The organism is Staphylococcus sp. FSL W8-1207 (genome assembly GCF_038003745.1).
Lineage (GTDB): Bacteria > Bacillota > Bacilli > Staphylococcales > Staphylococcaceae > Staphylococcus > Staphylococcus equorum.
The window spans coordinates 447,947-464,055 of record NZ_JBBOPU010000001.1 but is presented as its reverse complement, the minus strand read 5'-3'; the positions used below and the strand labels follow the sequence as shown (position 1 = coordinate 464,055).

The 16,109-nt window shown below is 32.3% G+C and carries 15 protein-coding genes; 4 read left to right on the top strand and 11 right to left on the bottom strand.

Annotated features, from left to right (window positions below; genetic code table 11):
* Positions 1-36: 36 nt before the first annotated feature.
* The 5 genes from NSR03_RS02220 to NSR03_RS02200 all read right to left on the bottom strand — a co-directional run bounded on the left by NSR03_RS02220 (position 37) and on the right by NSR03_RS02200 (position 4,710).
* Positions 37-1,017 (bottom strand): YeiH family protein, encoded by a 981-nt coding sequence (locus NSR03_RS02220; RefSeq protein ID WP_002511433.1) that lies wholly within the window; start codon positions 1,015-1,017, stop codon positions 37-39.
* Between the two features lie 243 nt (positions 1,018-1,260).
* The gene (locus NSR03_RS02215) at positions 1,261-1,488 is read right to left on the bottom strand and encodes a hypothetical protein (RefSeq protein WP_002507039.1); all 228 of its coding nucleotides are present in this window, start codon (positions 1,486-1,488) and stop codon (positions 1,261-1,263) included.
* Between the two features lie 20 nt (positions 1,489-1,508).
* Entirely contained in the window at positions 1,509-2,447 is a 939-nt protein-coding gene (manA, locus tag NSR03_RS02210) for a mannose-6-phosphate isomerase, class I (RefSeq protein ID WP_069813796.1), read from the bottom strand.
* 767 nt (positions 2,448-3,214) lie between these two features.
* A complete protein-coding gene (locus NSR03_RS02205) occupies positions 3,215-3,913 on the bottom strand; it encodes a FadR/GntR family transcriptional regulator (protein WP_021339799.1) in 699 nt (232 codons plus the stop codon).
* A 140-nt stretch (positions 3,914-4,053) separates the two neighbouring features.
* Positions 4,054-4,710, bottom strand: a complete 657-nt coding sequence (locus NSR03_RS02200; protein ID WP_002507034.1) for an NAD(P)-binding oxidoreductase — start codon at positions 4,708-4,710, stop codon at positions 4,054-4,056.
* Positions 4,711-4,862: 152 nt separating this feature from the next.
* Here NSR03_RS02200 and NSR03_RS02195 point away from each other — a divergent pair, with 152 nt between their 5' ends.
* Both NSR03_RS02195 and czrB read left to right on the top strand, forming a co-directional pair.
* The gene (locus NSR03_RS02195) at positions 4,863-5,162 is read left to right on the top strand and encodes an ArsR/SmtB family transcription factor (RefSeq protein ID WP_069821182.1); all 300 of its coding nucleotides are present in this window, start codon (positions 4,863-4,865) and stop codon (positions 5,160-5,162) included.
* A gap of 17 nt (positions 5,163-5,179) precedes the next feature.
* Positions 5,180-6,151, top strand: coding sequence for a CDF family zinc efflux transporter CzrB (gene czrB / locus NSR03_RS02190; protein ID WP_021339801.1), 972 nt, complete (start codon positions 5,180-5,182; stop codon positions 6,149-6,151).
* 79 nt (positions 6,152-6,230) lie between these two features.
* Here the strand turns inward: czrB and NSR03_RS02185 are convergent, their stop codons facing one another.
* Entirely contained in the window at positions 6,231-6,962 is a 732-nt protein-coding gene (locus tag NSR03_RS02185) for a metallophosphoesterase family protein (protein WP_002507031.1), read from the bottom strand.
* A 131-nt stretch (positions 6,963-7,093) separates the two neighbouring features.
* Here NSR03_RS02185 and NSR03_RS02180 point away from each other — a divergent pair, with 131 nt between their 5' ends.
* Complete coding sequence (locus NSR03_RS02180; RefSeq protein ID WP_021339802.1) at positions 7,094-8,233, top strand: hypothetical protein; 1,140 nt, start codon at positions 7,094-7,096, stop codon at positions 8,231-8,233.
* Positions 8,234-8,445: 212 nt separating this feature from the next.
* On the opposite strand, the gene NSR03_RS02175 is transcribed toward NSR03_RS02180, so the two are convergent.
* The 5 genes from NSR03_RS02175 to glmS form a co-directional block, all read right to left on the bottom strand.
* The gene (locus NSR03_RS02175; RefSeq protein WP_002507029.1) at positions 8,446-9,300 is read right to left on the bottom strand and encodes an HAD family hydrolase; all 855 of its coding nucleotides are present in this window, start codon (positions 9,298-9,300) and stop codon (positions 8,446-8,448) included.
* Positions 9,301-9,367: 67 nt separating this feature from the next.
* Positions 9,368-10,150 (bottom strand): ABC transporter ATP-binding protein, encoded by a 783-nt coding sequence (locus NSR03_RS02170; protein ID WP_021339804.1) that lies wholly within the window; start codon positions 10,148-10,150, stop codon positions 9,368-9,370.
* A gap of 56 nt (positions 10,151-10,206) precedes the next feature.
* Positions 10,207-10,566: a DUF2200 domain-containing protein gene (locus tag NSR03_RS02165; protein WP_069813800.1), complete on the bottom strand. Its 360-nt coding sequence runs from the start codon at positions 10,564-10,566 to the stop codon at positions 10,207-10,209.
* 257 nt (positions 10,567-10,823) lie between these two features.
* Positions 10,824-11,774 carry a DNA/RNA non-specific endonuclease gene (locus tag NSR03_RS02160; protein ID WP_021339805.1) on the bottom strand — a complete coding sequence of 317 codons (951 nt, stop codon included), beginning with the start codon at positions 11,772-11,774 and terminating at the stop codon, positions 10,824-10,826.
* 300 nt (positions 11,775-12,074) lie between these two features.
* Complete coding sequence (gene glmS, locus NSR03_RS02155; RefSeq protein WP_021339806.1) at positions 12,075-13,880, bottom strand: glutamine--fructose-6-phosphate transaminase (isomerizing); 1,806 nt, start codon at positions 13,878-13,880, stop codon at positions 12,075-12,077.
* 664 nt (positions 13,881-14,544) lie between these two features.
* On the opposite strand from glmS, the gene NSR03_RS02150 reads away from it, so the two are divergent.
* A complete protein-coding gene (locus NSR03_RS02150; protein WP_002507024.1) occupies positions 14,545-16,092 on the top strand; it encodes a PTS mannitol transporter subunit IICB in 1,548 nt (515 codons plus the stop codon).
* Positions 16,093-16,109 lie beyond the last annotated feature (17 nt).

Sequence of the window (16,109 nt, the reverse complement as noted above, 5' to 3'; positions counted from 1 at the left end):
ACCTATTATATGCAAAAATTTCTTTCTGAACAAACATTACAATAAGTTTATCAACTTCATCGTAATTAAACTTGAAATAATGACGACAATCCATGTTACTAACCCAAGCATTACCGGTTTCATACCTGCTTGTTTAAATTGTTTAAAATCAACACTTAATCCAATGCCAGCCATTGCCATTGTAATTAAAAACAATGAAATTTGTTGGAATACATGTATCACTGTTGGTGAAAAATTAAAAACAGTGCTTATTAAAGATGCTACGATAAACCATACAATAAACCATGGAAATATTTTAGCAATAGATGTATCAGTTTGTTTCGCTTTTTCTTTACGTATCGTTCTATATGTAAAAAAGAGTACCACCGGTATAATCATTAAAGTACGCGTTAATTTTACAACTGCCCCTGTTTCTAAGGCTGTATTGCCATAGTTTGAAGTTGCAGCAATCACACTTGAAGTATCATTAATAGCGGTTCCTCCAAAATATCCAAATGCAGTTTGCCCCATATTTAATACGTGGCCTAATGGTGGAAATACAAATACTGCTATTAAATTAAATAAAAATATCGTAGAAATAGCGAATGCTACTTCACTTTCTTTCGCTTTAATTACTGGACTTGTTGCAGCAATTGCCGATCCACCACATATTGCTGTTCCAACCCCTATTAAAATACTTAGATGTTCATTAATTTTAAATATCTTCATTAACAAAAACACAGTGATAAAGGCAGCAAGTAAAGTAATGATAATGATTGGTAACGATTTCCATCCAATTGCACCAATAGATTGAAAGCTCAATGTAAACCCAAGCACGATAATGCTGTAATGCAAAATCTTTTTGCTACTATACTTGATACCAGCTTCATATTTTTTAGGAATTAAAATTATATTATTGATAATAATTCCTATAATAATAGCAAAAATTGCACCGCCAATGACTGGAAATTCACTTCCTAATATTGTTGCAACCATTGCAATTACCAAGGTCATCATGATACCCCGTACTTTTTGCACACTTGCCACCTCCCAATTTAGTTTCATTTTAGCATATTTCTTTTGACATAAAACTGTAAAAATAAATATTATATTTTGCAATATTTATTTAAATATTTTCAGCTAAATTCTCACAGCACACAAATAATTAATCATAAGATACTTCGTAAAGTATATTTCAAATTGTTTTTGTTCTGTTTTTTTTATAAAATCACAAAAAAAGTATCTTCTACAATAATGTAAAGATACTAAACTTATTGGCTATTACGCTACGGCAAACGCAGCCATAATCGGCATGATGTTAATCATAACCCCGCCAAGCTTTAATAAACCGCTTATCTCTTTATTAGGAATTGTAATCAATGATGAAATTATCCCAATTACCCCTATCATTACTGGAAATGCCATAGAAGGAAAAATTGGTAATTTTAAAAATATGCCTGCACCTGCTAACATTCCACAAACTAATGAGATATACAAAAATTTATACATTTCAAAACACTCCATTTTTTCTATAAGTAACTAACTATTAGTTCGTAGTCTCCTTCAAATATTGTATCTAAGTCGTCTGAAGTTAGAATAAAGTTTTGTCCATGATTTAAATCATAAACTTCGCCATCAATAATCACTTGTCCCTCACCTTTAAGTACTGATACGAGAACAAACTCTCTTGGTTTCATATAATTTAGTGTACCTGAAATTTGCCATTTCACAATTGTGAAAAAATCATTAGATACGAGTTGTGTACGTTTGTGATTTTCAATGATTTCAGTATCTGTAGCAATATTGATATTTTCATTGGCTATTTCAATGACGTCTTTAGCTTTTCCTTGGTCAAGTTCACGTTTATGTCCTGACTCATGTTCACGATCGAAATCATACACGCGATACGTTACATCTGAAGATTGCATCGTTTCATACACTAGAATACCTGCACCTATGGAATGGATTGTACCTGCAGGGATAAAATAAAATTCTCCTGGTTTAACTTTAACTTTATTAAATAAACCATTATACTCCCCGTCATTTAATTTATCTATGGCTAACTCTTTTGTTTCTGCAGAAAGCCCATAGATAATTTCTGAATCTTCTTTAGCGTCGATTATGTACCAACATTCAGACTTTCCATATTGCCCGTTCTCTTTTTCATAAGCATACGCATCATCTGGATGAACATGTACTGACAATGCTTCCTTAGCATCAACAATTTTAGTCATTAACGGTAATTCTTTGCTTGGAAAATCACCAAACAATTCTCTGTGCTCATTCCAAACTTGATCTAAAGTTTGACCTTGGTATGGTCCATTTAATATCTCACATTTGCCATTTGGGTGCGCTGATATCCCCCATGCTTCTCCAATACAATCGCTTGGTAAATCATATCCTAATTCTTTTAATCTATTGCCACCCCATATTTTTTCATGGAAAATTGGTTTTAAAAATAATGGCATTAATCACACCTCCAAATTCTTAAGTTGCTTCATTCAAATTTTAAGTCTTTCTATATAAAATACTTTTAACGGAAATTTTTATGTATAGTTTTGTATTTTTTATTTGAGCTATAAAGATTGTATCATATAACGCTGCGCGTTATAAACGACTAGTTCAACGTTCAATGATACTAAAATCACTTGTTATTATATCAATTATTTATAAAGCATAATAGATTGTTTTATTTGACTCAATTACATTTTTCGACATTTTAATGAACAATTATATTATTGTCGTAAATTTTTTACAAAAATACTTGCCATTATATACTTAAAAATATTATAATTACTATAGAGTCACAAAAACAGACTCTATCTGTTTTACATATAAGGTAATTAAAAGTTTATTATGATGTACTTGAAAAAGCTGATTACTTTTTCAAAAATATAAAATTTGCGATAAAGCCCAAACTTCCTTAGTTTGGGCTTTTATTATTGCTCAACAACCTAAAGTAAAAAATTTCTGGCTTAAACTTAATAAAATCAAAAAAATAAAAGCACTTATTTCATTTTTTAAAATTGAAATAGGTGCTTTTTTCAATAAGACTGAAACATAAATACCTGTCGCAACCATACTGTTACATTGGCAGTAGCTGTCTAAATTGAAATTACGCTTATATTAATGCTTTTATTCCTATTTTTAAGTCCTCTTTGCCGACCTAACTTCACAATACAAAAGCTGTTTTAAAAATTAGATTGCTGACACACTCCCAGATGCTTTCCAAATATTATTGCTCTTTAAAATTAGCTAAAATTGTTTCTTTAACTTCTAATAAATGTGACTCCATGGCTTTAACTGCGTTGGTAGCATTTTGTTCTACGATTGCATTATAAATAATCACATGTTCTTCATGTAGTTTATTCATTGTTTTTTGTTTGCTATAAATAAATATCTTTCTTGTTTCTTCCATTGAATCTTGCATTAATTCAGAAATGTTATTTAATAGCTCAACTAGCAATGAATTTTTGGCTGCTCTTGCAATTGAAAGATGAAATTGTAAATCTGCTTTTTCCCCAGATGTGCCATCGGTTACCGCTTCACCCATTTCATCTAATGCTTTCTTTAAACTCACTAAATCTGCTTCATTACGATGTATGGCAGCCTTTTCTACCGTAGCACTTTCTACGATTTCTCTTAACTCTAAAAGTTCTGTAATTTGATCTAACGACGTGAACTTATCACCTAATTCAAAAAAGGTTGGTTCTATTTGCTTAATAAATGTGCCATACCCTTGTTTCATTTCTATAATGCCAATTGTTCTTAAAGCATTTAATGCTTCTCTCACTGATGCAACACTTACACCATACTGTTGACCAAGTTTTTGTATAGAAGGTAACTTATCACCCACTTGATACTCCCCTGATTTTATACTTTCTAACAGAATGTCAGCGATTTGTTCATAGATTTTCGTGTTTGAAATTTTCATAATTACCTCCAAACGATATCTATTATTGTATCAAATTTTTGCTATTTATTTATATTATAAGCTATATATTTCAAATAAAAAAGAACCAATTTACACTTCTATGTAAATTAGCCCTCTAAAGTCCGCTCTAAAATCGATAATTACTTATTAAAATTTGATAAAGCGGTTGAAATTTCTTCATCGCCACTAACAATTTGGAACTCAGTATTTAAGTAGTCATCTTCAGTCAATACTTTTGTTAATACAGATGCTACATCTTCACGAGGGATTGATCCTCGACCTTCAAAAAATGCACCTACTTCAATTTTATTCGTACCTGCATCATCTAATAAACCGCCCGGATGTACAATTGTATAACCTACATCTGCTTGTTTAAGATATTCATCAGCATAGTGTTTCGCAATTGTATATGGTTTTAAACCTCCACTTGCTTCGAATGACTCTCTTCTAGAATCATAAGTTGAAACCATCACATATTGTTTTACGTTATTGGCTTCACTTGCTTTAATTGATTTAATTGCGCCATCTAAATCCACACTGATTGTTTTATCTGCACCTGTGTTACCACCAGATCCAACAGAAAAGACAACTTTGTCGAATCCTTTAACCTTTTCAGTCAATGTTTTGATATCATCCGTTTCTACATCTATTAAAGTTGCATCTATGCCTTTATCTTTTAACGCGTCTACTTGTTCTTGCTTTCTTACAGCAGCTGTAAAGCTTTCACCACGTTCTTTTAATTGATTTACTAGATGTTGGCCAACGCCACCATTTGCTCCAATTACTAATATACTCATAAATTATTGCCTCCTTAAAGGTAGTTGCTACTTAAAAGTCTACCACTTATGTAGGATTTTAAAACTAAAGTGAATTATACTTTGACAATAAAGCCTCCTTATATTAATATATGAATAAATGTTCATGTATTAATATAAGGAGGCTTTACGTAATGAATGAATCTTTAGATTCACAAACAATTGATAACGTGACTGAAATTTTCAAAGAATTAAGTGAAGGCAATCGTTTACGTATTATGCACTTATTATCGCATGGCGAAAATAGTGTCGGTCATATTGCTCACAAATTAGAGATGAGCCAATCAAATGTTTCTCATCAATTGCGTGTACTGAAACAAGCTCATTTAGTGAAAGCTAAACGTGATGGTCAATCTATGATATATGCCATAGATGATACGCATGTTACTACCCTATTAAAACAAGCGATACATCACGCAACACATCAATCATAAGGAAGGTGGCGTTTGACATGTCTGAATCTGAACACCATGGACACAATCATGCACATGGTCATGTGCACACAAATAACAAAAAAATATTACTTATTAGTTTTCTAATTATTGGAATCTTTATGATTGTTGAGATTATTGGCGGCTTTGTTTCTAATAGTTTGGCATTACTTTCTGATGGTCTACACATGTTTAGTGATACAATTTCTTTAGGTGTAGCGCTACTTGCTTTTATTTATGCTGAAAGACATGCTAATAAACATAAAACATTTGGTTATAAAAGATTTGAAATATTGGCTGCATTATTTAACGGAGTCACATTATTCGTTATAGGCATTATTATTATTGTTGAAGCTATTGGTCGTTTCTTTGATCCTCAAGAAGTTCAATCCACAGAAATGTTTATAATTAGTGTTACCGGACTAATAGTTAATATTATAGTTGCTTATTTAATGTTTAAGGCCGGAGACACATCACACAATATTAATATGCGTGGCGCATTTCTTCATGTAATCGGAGACTTATTAGGTTCAGTAGGTGCAATTATAGCTGCTGTGCTTATCTGGAATTTCAACTTAACAATCGCCGATCCAATTGCCAGTATCATTGTATCTGTACTTATTATTAAAAGTAGCTGGGGCATAACAAAATCTTCTCTCAATATCTTGATGGAAGGTACGCCAAGTGATGTTAATATGAATCAAGTCTTTTCTATGATTACGGAAGAAGAAAAAATTAAAAATATACATGATTGTCATGTTTGGACAATTTCCAACGAAATGAATGCTTTAAGTTGTCATGCTGTAGTGCCAAATACGATGACTATTGAAGAAGGTGAAGTGCTCTTAAACAGATTAGAACATAAATTAGAACACTTAAATATTCAACATATGACCATACAACTAGAAACAACTGATCATCTACATGATAATAATATTTTATGTTCTGCAATTTATTCAAAACAAACAACACATCATTCACACTCACATTAAAAAAAGTGATTTTCCAAACAAAATTGGAAAATCACTTTTCATTTATGAAACCTTATATTTTTAATAGACCGTTGATAATTTAAATAAACTTATCAAAGATTAGATCTTTTGCTGGTACTTGTTTTTCAGTAAAGCCTCTTATAAATTCTTCATTATCATACGGAACTTTAATACGTTCACATGAGAATTCATTTTCATCAATTGTTATAATGCCATATACTGCATAAGCACCATTATTAAGTCCTACAGAACCAGGGTTAAAATATACAGTAGATTTGTCATCATAAAAATGCACTGTATGATTATGTCCAAAAACGATTAAATCAGCATTCTTGTCTTCAAATAATGCTTTAACGTTTTCTTCACTTGGCTCAACAATTGGACTATAAGGTTGTCCATCAATAGGTGTACTTAATTTCTCATTGGCAATTTCATAATGAATAAACAATACTTTTTTATTATTAAAAGTCTTCTCAATTACACGTGGTAATTCATCTAATTTGTCATAATAGTCTTCATCTAAATGACTTTCAATCCATTGATGATGTTCATAGAATTTATCCTTTAAGTCTTCTGGATAAGGAGTATCATTTACGATCGACATAACCGCTTCATCATGATTACCTGCAATGATTTCCATATCATCTCTATCGAAAATTTCATCAAGCACTTTATTTGTTTCATGCCCTACTCCGATATTATCGCCTAGATTAAATATTTTATTGATTCCTTCTCTTCTATCAATATCATCCAAAACGGTTTCCAATGCATCAAAGTTTCCATGTACATCAGTAATAATTGCAAATTTCATGATGATATCTCCTTTCAACTTTTTCTCATTAGGATATTCTAACATTTTATAGCCAATTTGTTACCTATTAATTTTAAAATCTTCAATTTTTTGATATCGTATTGTTATCACTAAAAAGGAGTGCTTAAAATTTGTTTAAATATCATAAACTAGCTTTGCAAAATGTAAAACCCCAAAATGCTAAAACAATACTGTTTTCAATTGTAAGTTTTATCATATTATTTGCTTTAACAATTTTATCGTTTATACCAGTTCAACCTGCAATTTATAAATTCGCAATGTCGATGGCAATGCAACAACCAATCGGTGGTTCAATATTTATGTTGATACTAACAATTCTGATTCCACTATTGATTTTTGTATTAATCGGTTACCCATTAATAGCTGGAACTATATACACTATAGACAAAGCATTAAATAAAGACAAGGTTAAATTAAAAGATTTATTCTCAGTCTTTAAAAAAGGTAAATATCTTAAAAGTTTAAAATTAGCTTTATTCACTTTATTGTTCATTCTAATTTTATTCGCGCTCAATTTACTCGTATCTAAAGTACTTAATTTAGGTATCATGCAATTATTCACTGCACTACAAGGTCCATTAAGTAGTTCTGATCATGCACTTGGTCTTTCACTAACTTTCCAAATTATTGCAGCAACAATTACCGTCTTTATTCAATCATTTATTTATTGGTTCTTTGCTATTGTAATTATTAACTTTACTGTAGCATTTGTTAAAGATCCTAGTGTTGGTGCTTGGGCAGCTGTTAAACGTGGATTCAAGGGCGTTAAAAATGGTAAGAAAACTTGGTTTAAATTCTACCTTGGTATATTACTATTAAACTTAATCGTAATTATCCTTGCAAATCCTGTTAGTCAATTAATTTCAATTTCAACAGGCGGTATTTCACAAACTGTCGCAATGATTTTAATTTACATTATATCTATTATCGTTATTATTGTAAGATTAGCCATTTACTATATGAATATATTAGCGATTATTCAATATTATAACCGTAATGGTGAAAGTATAGATAAAGCTGAAATTAAAAAAGATAAAAAGAACTCTAAAAAACAATCAAACAATGATTCAAAAATAGAAAACAGTGTAAATAATACTACTGAAAAAACGAAGTCTAATCTAAGTGATAAAAGTGACAATATACAAGAAAATGCAAAAGATAACTTAAACGATAAAAGTAATAATATTCAAGATACTACAAAAGATAAAGCTTCAGATTTAAAAGATCAAATTAACAAAACAGATAAATAATATATATCAGAAACACGAATTGCCAATGTAGCATTTTAAATGTCTACATTGGCAATTTTTATATTTCGATACATTTATACCGCTTATTTATCCGTCGAGTTTTAAACCCCTATTATGTGCATTCTATCTATATCGTGTATTATAAAGTTCTTGAACATATTAAAAAACTGATAGATAATCTTTTTCAAGAAAACCTATCAGTTTTATGTTTATTATTTTATGAAATGTTCTTTTAGATATGCTGCCGCACCATTTTCTTCATTCGTTAAAGATGTTACATCTTTTGCTAAAGCCTGAATTTCAGGTCTCGCATTTCTCATAGCAACAGTATAATGTCCAAATTCAAACATTGCTCTATCATTATCACTATCACCAATGACTAAAGTTTCTTCCTGATTAATACCAAAGTGTTCAATCATCTCTTTAATACCTGTGCCTTTGTCTGTATTAAACGCCATAGTCTCTGCATTAAAGCGTGATGAATTTGATACACTGATTTGTAATGCTGCACTATCTTCGATTAATTGATTACGGAAATTAGTGATTTTCTCATATTCAGGTGAGAATAAATAAATTTTTGAAAATGACGTATCAGGAATAGTATCTTCCCAATCTACTTTGCCTTTTAAAGACTCTCTTCTAGAAGTCCATTCACTTTCTCCTACTTTGCCTGGTGGTGTTGCTGGTTCAAATAAAGCCTTCGCCCATGCTTCATCTTCTTTAAGTACGACACGGTCACTGCCAAATGGGAAGATTTCATAATATATTGCTTCTTGTTTTGCACGTTTAATAACTTCACTTACTGTATTATATGAAAGACCATGTTTAAAAATAGTCTCTTTTTCCACTACACCTAACGTTCCATTCGAACTTATAATGCCATCTACTTCAAAAGTTTCAGGCACCAAATAATGAATTTCGTCATGTGCTCTACCAGTTGCTAAGAACACTTTATAACCAAGGTTTCTTAATTGTTGAATCACTTCAGTTGTTTCCGTATCTACCCTGTTATCTTTATGTAAAATCGTACCATCCATATCTAAAAATATTGCTCTCACATTATCCATTTAAGTAATCCTCCATCACATGTTATCGTATTAAATTATGGCATTATATTTCCTTTTCCGCAACGCGTTATCGTCTTAAAAATAGTGAGTAGCGTTGATTTTGATAAACCACACTCACATCTCTATTGAAAAAATCACTTAAAGTGTCACTATTTAATACAGACTGTAGTTCTCCTTGCTTATAACATGTACCATCCTTCAATAAAAAGCCGCGTTGAATATTTTGTGTAATTTCTTCAACAAAATGTGTTACATAAATCACCGCAAGTTTTGGATTTTGTTTATATAATTTATCAAGTGCACTGAGTAAATCTTCGCGTGCTATAAAGTCTAATCCTGAAGCAGGTTCATCTAAAATCATTAATTTAGGATCACCCATTAATGCTCTAGCAATCAATACTTTTTGTCTTTCACCCGTTGATAAATAACCATAATATTGATTTTCAAATTGACGCATACCCATTTGCTCTAAATATCGTTTAGCCATTTCAATATGACTCGCTTTCACTTCTTTATAAACGCCTATTGATTTAAAAATACCACTGATGACTACATCTAATACAATTTCGCCATCTTGAAATCGATTCATTAAACTGCTTGAAACAAACCCTATTTTATCACGTACATTATCTGCAGAATAACCTTTGTTCCCAGGCTGCATACCAAACAATGATAGCGTCCCTGATGTATGTGGTTCATAAGCATTTAAGATGTTGAGTAATGTTGTTTTACCTGCACCATTTAAGCCGTATAACATCCATTTTTCGCCTTCGCTTATTTGCCAACTCACATTTTCAATTATTTCTTTTCCTTGTTTTCTTCTTGCAACATTTTTCAACTCAACAAGCATGAAATCACCCCTATTCTTTACACTTCAACTGATTTTAAACACTTACTTAAATTATTTTATGATTGAGCGTCTCTAAATATTTTTTCCAAAGTTTTGCCTTTAGCTAGTTCATCAATCATTTTATCTAAGTATCTAATTTCTTTCATAACTGACGGCTCCATATTTTCAACTCGAATACCACATATGACACCTGTAATTTTAGTTCTATTAGGATTTAACTCTGGTGCTTGTAAAATAAATGTTTCATAATCCGTTCCGTCATCAATAAGTTTATCTATTTGTGTTTGCGTATATCCTGTCATCCAACAAATAACTTCATGTGCTTCAGCTTTAGTTCTTGCTTTCTTTTCAACTTTTTTAATCAGATGCGGGTATACAGAGCCGAAAGCCATCGTATATATTTTCGGTTTCGTCATTTTAAAAATCCTCTCTTAGTTTCTCTTAACAATTTTTATAATAATCTTAGCATAATAGAACAATTTATAATTTGAAAATAATATGAATACTATATACCTTTCAAAATCAAAAATAAAAGGCAGGTTTGCAAAAGCAACCAGCCTTTTATGAAAGTAATACATATACAGCAATAAACTTTTCTTTAATTATCAACAGTATGTCAGTATAGAATTAAACTTATATCATTTATTTAATGTTTCATTAAAACAGTGAAATATTATTCACCTACGACCCCATCATTATCTCGATCGTCCATATGTGCATATAACCAATGATCACTATTTATTGGCATGCTGAACCCTGCAGCTTCAGCTTCTGCAATTGTCACTTGTCCATTACCATCAGAATCAACATCCGCAACTGTTTCATCATCCCCCGTTGAAGTTGCTGGCTCAGACTCTGGTTCCTTATTACCAGTTAACCCAAGTGACTCATTTAGTTCATCAGGGTTCACATTATCAAATGAATCTGTTACTTCATTTCCATTTATAGTATAAGTATATTGATAGCTAGAAGGAATTTGTGTTTCGGTATCGGGATAAGTTATATTAGCTTCAAAATTAGTAGCTCCGCCCGCTTCTCGGATAGTCTTTTCGAGATAAGCTTGATCACCATGTCGGTTTAGCGTACTATCTTGTGGAGTAATATTATAAGCATTCGACACGCCACCAAGTGAGTCAGCAATAATGTGTCCTTCGTCTAAGTCATCACTTTCAACACCAGGTACCTTTGCCTCATCAGCATAATATCTACCTGACGATAACACATCCTCTGTCTCATCATCTTGTATTTTAATTTCATCCGCAATAACTCGTGTCAATTGCCCGTGTTCGTTAGTGAACGCCCAATATTTTCGATCACCATAACCGATATCTACAACGACGTTCGCGTCACGGTTCCCAGACATATCACCACCATCGACTTCAATTTTTTCATAGCCTGGAAACGTATCATCACTAGCTTCAGTTGTCGTTTCACCTTCTACTTGAGGTTCCTCTGATTTGTTTTCATTCTTTACCTTGGTAGCTGTTTCTTCTTTTTCATTTTTTAAATCTGTGACTACCTTTGCATCCGTATCTTTATCGGCAGAAGATGTATCTTCTCCGTTGGCACAACCAACAATAAAAACAGTCATTAAAAGTAAAACTAAATATTTTATTTTCTTCATTTTAGTACGCTCCTATTATGTTACTTGTTAATCATTCAAAACCCTCAAAATTATAATCTCGGACATTATAGTACTTACAACTTTTTATGTATTTTTGTATGATATTATTTATTTCCTATTATACAGGAATAACATTACTTTTGTTTTAGTTATGCAACAATTGTTTATAATTATTTTATGCCTAATTTTTTTGAGTAAAATCAATGTATTTCACTAAATTTAATACATAATAAAAAGGCTGAATCACCAATGGATTCAGCCTTTTTTTATATAAACAATAAGTTATAATTTAATCTTTATTTATTCTACTGTAACTGATTTTGCTAAGTTACGTGGTTTGTCTACGTCTAAATCTCTGTGTAGTGATGCGTAATAAGAAATGAGTTGCATCGTTACTACAGAAACTAATGGTGTTAATAGTTCATGTACTTTTGGAATTACGTAAGTATCGCCTTCTTTGTTTAGACCGTCCATTGAAATGATACATGGGTTTGCACCACGCGCTGCAACTTCTTTCACATTACCGCGGATTGATAAGTTAACTTTTTCTTGTGTTGCTAATGCAATCACAGGTGTGCCTTCTTCAATTAACGCAATCGTACCATGTTTTAACTCTCCACCAGCAAATCCTTCTGCTTGGATATATGAAATTTCTTTAAGTTTTAAAGCACCTTCTAGACTCACATTATAGTCTACTGTACGACCGATAAAGAATGCATTACGAGTAGTTCTTAAGAAATCTGTTGCAATTTGTTCCATAACATCAGCGTCATCTACAATCGCTTCGATTGCAGTTGTTACCTTAGCTAATTCACGTAATAAACTTACATCTACTTCTTTACCACGTTCTCTCGCTACGATTTTTGCAAAAATAGAAAGTACGGCAATTTGCGCTGTGTATGCTTTTGTTGAAGCAACAGCTATTTCCGGGCCTGCATGTAATAGTAATGTATGGTTAGATTCACGTGATAACGTTGATCCTGCAACATTCGTAACCGTTAACGATTTGTGACCTAATCTGTTCATTTCAACTAATACCGCACGACTGTCTGCTGTTTCACCCGATTGTGAAATATAAATAAATAATGGTTTTTCAGAAAGTAATGGCGTGTTATACACAAATTCTGAAGAAACATGAACTTCAGTAGGAATACCAGCCCATTTTTCGATAAATTCTTTACCTACTAAACCTGCATGATAACTTGTACCTGCAGCAATAATATAAATACGATCCGCTGCTGCAACATCTTTGATAATGTCTTCATCCATTTTCAAGTTACCTTCTTCATCTTGGTATTCTTGAATAATACGACGCATTACTGCTGGTTGTTCATGAATTTCTTTTAGCATGTAGTGGTCATAAACACCTTTTTCAGTATCAGCTGCATCAATTTGTGCTGTATAAGCTTCTCTTTCTTGAACAGTGCCATCTTGATCTTTAATAATAACTTCGTCACGTTTAACGATAACAATTTCATGATCGTGAATTTCTTTATATTGGTTCGTAACTTGTAACATAGCCATTGCATCAGATGCAATCACATTGAAATCATCGCCTACGCCAATTAATAATGGTGATTTATTTTTAGCTACATAAATTTTATCTTTATCTTCACTATCGATTAAACCAAGTGCGTAAGAACCCTCTAATAAAGAAACTACTTTTGTAAATGCAGCTTCAGTAGCAAGGCCTGTATTTGAGAAATATTCTACTAATTGTACAATCACTTCTGTATCTGTTTCTGAGATAAATGAAACATCTTTTAAGTATGCGTTTTTAAGTTCTTCATAATTTTCAATTACACCGTTATGCACAAGTGTAAATCGTTCTGATGTTGATTGATGCGGATGTGAGTTTTCATGATTCGGCACACCATGTGTCGCCCAACGTGTATGTCCGATACCTACATTACCATCAGTATCATCACTATCTGCAACTTTTCTAAGCTCAGCAATGCGTCCTTTAGATTTAAATACTGAGTTACCTTTGTCATTCACTACTGCAACACCGGCAGAGTCATAACCTCTGTATTCTAATTTTTCTAAACCTTTTAATAACAATTCTTTGGCATTATCATGCCCAATATATCCAACAATTCCACACATTTAATTTTCCTCCAATGTAATGGCGATGGGCAACGAACGTTCAGCGTGTACGAACCTGTTCAATTGCTTATAAGCCATCATAGACGGACTGGTGCCTTTGTTTATTTAAAAGCGAATCCATGTCTAAGATAGGCATATTAGTCCCATACACCTTATAATATTATTTTTATTTTATTTTTGGCTATCTTATTAACTTTGTGCACTAGGTTGCCCTAACGTTTTCCTTAATAAGTTCACGAATGAGCCACATCCGGGATAGCATCCGCCGATGGTTCGATAACTATCCTCCTCGTCTACAAGTACTGATATCATGTCTATTAAGATTTCTGTTATAAACCTTAAATATTTAACATTTATCACTTCACTTGCACAGGCGCTATAATTGAACTAAACGATTTAACTGTCCTCCTTTCCCTCAATAATTCTTATTGTACAATGTAAACAATGTTTTTTGCAAATCATTTATTAACATTATTTTTACAACCACTTAAAATTTTATTTATATGTTGTCACACTACGTAATTTTCTTTCTTTTTTATATTAGATAACTGTCGTAAAGTTGTCAAAAACTCTATGACAAACTTGAAATTACTTTAAGTTGTTTATTAATGTAAACAGCCATACAATGAACTTATAAATAAAAAGAGAAAAAGAGGTGCAATTTATGTCACAAACAGAGACTAAAGAAAACAAAGGTATTGGCCGCAAAGTCCAGGCATTTGGCTCGTTTCTTAGTAGTATGATCATGCCAAACATTGGTGCATTTATCGCATGGGGTTTTATCGCTGCTATTTTCATTGATGGTGGTTGGTGGCCAAATAAAGAGTTAAGTGAATTATCTGGACCAATGATTTCATACTTGATTCCATTACTTATTGCTTATAGTGGTGGACGTTTAATTCATGAAATGCGTGGCGGTATTATTGCTGCTGTAGCAACAATGGGGGTTATCGTTGCTTTACCAGATACACCAATGTTACTTGGTGCAATGATTATGGGACCTCTCGTTGGTTGGTTAATGAAAAAAACTGACGAATTTATTCAACCGAGAACACCACAAGGCTTTGAAATGTTATTCAATAACTTCTCTGCTGGTATTTTAGGTTTTATAATGACTATCCTAGGTTTCAAACTTTTAGCACCAATTATGGAATTCATTATGTACATCCTTTCATTAGCAGTTGAAACGTTAGTACATGCTCATTTACTTCCATTAGTAAGTATTATAGTAGAACCTGCAAAAATCGTATTCTTAAATAATGCAATCAACCATGGCGTGTTTACGCCTCTTGGTGCCGATCAGGCAGCTTCTGCTGGTCAATCCATTTTATATACAATTGAATCTAACCCTGGACCTGGTTTAGGTATTTTAGTTGCTTATATGATTTTTGGTACTGGAACTGCAAGAGCTACATCTTACGGTGCTGGTATTATCCACTTCTTAGGTGGTATTCATGAAATTTACTTCCCTTACGTATTAATGCGTCCGTTACTATTCGTAGCTGTAATTTTAGGAGGTATGACAGGCGTTGCTACTTATTCACTATTTGACTTTGGATTCAAGAGCCCAGCTTCACCTGGCTCCTTTATCGTTTATGTTCTGAACGCGCCTAAAGGTGAATTTTTACACATGCTTATCGGTGTAGTACTCGCAGCCTTAGTTTCATTCATCGTTGCTGCCATCATCTTGAAGTTCACAAAAGAACCTGATGAAGATTTAGAAGCTGCAACAGAAAAAATGGAATCTACTAAAGGTAAAAAATCAAGTGTATCTTCTAAACTAACAGGGAATAAAGATAATAATACTGTTGGAACGACTGGTGCTGCAGCTACATCTTCAGATACTGAAAGTAGTGAAGCACAATCTGAAGAAGACTTATTAGATAATTATGATACAGAAAATGTACATGCGCATGATTATAGTAAAGTAAACCATGCTATATTCGCTTGTGATGCTGGTATGGGCTCAAGTGCTATGGGAGCAAGTATGTTACGTAATAAATTTAAAAAAGCAGGTATCCAAGATGTGGATGTTTCAAATACCGCAATCAATCAATTAACTGAGGATGCACAACTTGTTATTACACAGAAAAAACTTACCGATAGAGCAATTAAACAAGCACCTAATGCAATTCATATTTCAGTAGACAATTTCTTAAATTCACCTAGATATGATGAATTACTTGAAAATCTTAAGCAAGACGAAAATTAATTAAAAATTATATAGAA